This is a genomic window from Rhodocytophaga aerolata (genome assembly GCF_030503435.1).
In the GTDB taxonomy this organism is placed as follows: Bacteria; Bacteroidota; Bacteroidia; order Cytophagales; family 172606-1; genus Rhodocytophaga; species Rhodocytophaga aerolata.
Window position 1 is genome coordinate 1 of record NZ_JAUKPO010000132.1, and the last position, 2,137, is coordinate 2,137.

Below are 2,137 nucleotides of genomic sequence, written 5' to 3' on the forward strand. Positions count from 1 at the left end.
TGCCACTGCCCGCACAGCCGCCCTTCCTTCCATTCCCAGGGAATTGTATATGGATGATGCACCTGTAAGCTTTAATGACTTAGCCGAAGAAGAAGACCTGGAAATACCTGCTACTCTGGTAAGCTACCCCAACCCCTTCACCGACCGTACTGAGGTAAACTACTCGCTGCCGGAAGAAACCCTGGTTACCGTAAAGATTTATGATAGTATCGGCAACCAAATCCGTACCCTGCTGCAAGCTTCTCAATTGAAAGGAAACCATGCTGCCGTATGGGATGGCCAGGATAGTTGGGGCAATCCGGCCTCTACTGGCATGTATATTATCAAACTGCAGGCTGGTACGCAAATCCGATCCATCCGGGTAATCAAAAAATAATCAACTCCATTCAACTCAATCCAATTTTATGAAAACAATTGCAGGTATTTTATTTATCGTGTTAGGAATATTAACCGCCTATCAAAGCAAACAAGCGCAGCCTGCTGCGATAGACTACGCCAAAGAACGGGTTCAGATCTTACAGCTCATTGACACCGAATCCAAGGCTTTCTGGGATAAGGACTATGAAAAATGGGCATCCTGCTGGGCACAGGAGCCTTACATCCGCACGATGGGCTGGTGGAAAGCCGGAGGTGTTACGGTCGTGAAAGGATGGGAAGAAAGAGGCCCCAGAACCAAGCAGCACATGGAGCAGCATCCTAAACCAAATCCGCAGAACGTACGGCGGGAAAACATCAATATCCGAATCTTGCAGGATGCGGCCTGGGTCACCTTCGACCAGTATGGCAAAGATAACGGAGAGCCGGTGATGGACATGCCTGGGCTAAGCCGGGAGACCCGTTTTCTGGAAAAACACAAGGGGAAATGGAAGATTGTCTATGTCGGCTGGCTACTGGAAGGGGAAGGTAACTAAAATTATTTATAAGTAAGTATAAATCAGTTAATTATTCACTCAAAGATAACAATGAAATCAATCAAAATTTATTTTTTACAGGCTGCCATGGTAAGCCTTTGCGCCTTACCGGCTTGCCAGAATGACGAACTGGGTTCATTATCGCCGGCTGCCAGCCGTAATTCAAATAACACAGCTGTTCTTAACCCGCCACCGCCAGATGATTTAATACCCAATGGAGGGGTTATTATTCCTCCTTCCAGCGTCATTAAGCATGAATATCCGCAGGTTACCAGCTGGCTTGTTACCTGGAATAATCCTTTGCCTGATTACCGGTATTCCCTGGCAGGTATTTTTAGTACCGTAGATGGTTCTTTTCATAGTGTTCATTCACTGAACCAGTCTAATAAATCCTCCTGGGCGAATACGGCTAAAGCAGATATGTACTTGTTTCCTGGCAATGTAGAGGCGCTGAAAAACGCTTCCTACCTGCTACATGGCGCGTCTGCACCAGCAACACAGTTTAAACCGTCGAGCCTTACTTTGGTAGAGTTTATAAATGCCCTTCAAAGTAAGCAGGGATTTTTCCAGCAGCAGTTTGAAAACAGTCCTGATGAGGCTACTCCCATTCAACCATACAATTACGACGGGGAGGCGGATTATTACGATTCGGGGGATATATATCTGTTCAAAACAGGCCGTACCCCTGCTGTATATGGCGCGATCCGGATTGTGGATGCCACAAATGTCTGGACTGGTACAGTGCCCAGAACGATACAGATAGTCGTGCAAAAAAGTAATGCCATCTGATCCCTTAGCTAATTTCTATTTATCGTATTTCTAAGTATCCTATTCCGGCAGGTGCATGCCCTGTAGCTATGCCGGCCTGTTGAGTTCTTACATTAACTCCATCCTACCTATGTATATGCAAAATGAAAGTACCCTCTTCGAAAAAATCGGAGGGATGCCGGCCGTAGATGCGGCTGTTGAAATTTTTTACACCAAAGTCCTGGCCGACGACCGTATCAGCCATTTTTTCCGGTGGACACACATGAAATCCCAGCATGGTAAACAAAAAGCTTTTCTGGCCTATGCGTTTGGTGCACCACTCAAATACAGTGGAAAAAGTATGAGTGATGCCCATAAACATTTGCTGGCTATTGGCTTAAGTGAAGTGCATTTTGATGCAGTGATGCACCACCTGCTTTCTACCCTCAGAGATCTGGAAGTGGCAGAAGCCCTGATTG

Annotated in this window: 4 protein-coding genes; all 4 read left to right on the forward strand. The window is 46.3% G+C overall.

Annotated features, from left to right (window positions below):
* Nucleotides 1–376: T9SS type A sorting domain-containing protein (locus tag Q0590_RS37100; protein WP_302042741.1), on the forward strand; the 376-nt coding region annotated here is incomplete at its 5' end.
* A gap of 28 nt (nucleotides 377–404) precedes the next feature.
* The gene (locus tag Q0590_RS37105) at nucleotides 405–911 is read left to right on the forward strand and encodes a nuclear transport factor 2 family protein (protein WP_302042742.1); all 507 of its coding nucleotides are present in this window, start codon (nucleotides 405–407) and stop codon (nucleotides 909–911) included.
* A gap of 51 nt (nucleotides 912–962) precedes the next feature.
* A complete protein-coding gene (locus Q0590_RS37110) occupies nucleotides 963–1,700 on the forward strand; it encodes a hypothetical protein (RefSeq protein ID WP_302042743.1) in 738 nt (245 codons plus the stop codon).
* A 115-nt stretch (nucleotides 1,701–1,815) separates the two neighbouring features.
* Nucleotides 1,816–2,137 (forward strand): group I truncated hemoglobin (locus Q0590_RS37115; RefSeq protein ID WP_302042744.1); only part of this gene is annotated, 322 nt, incomplete at its 3' end.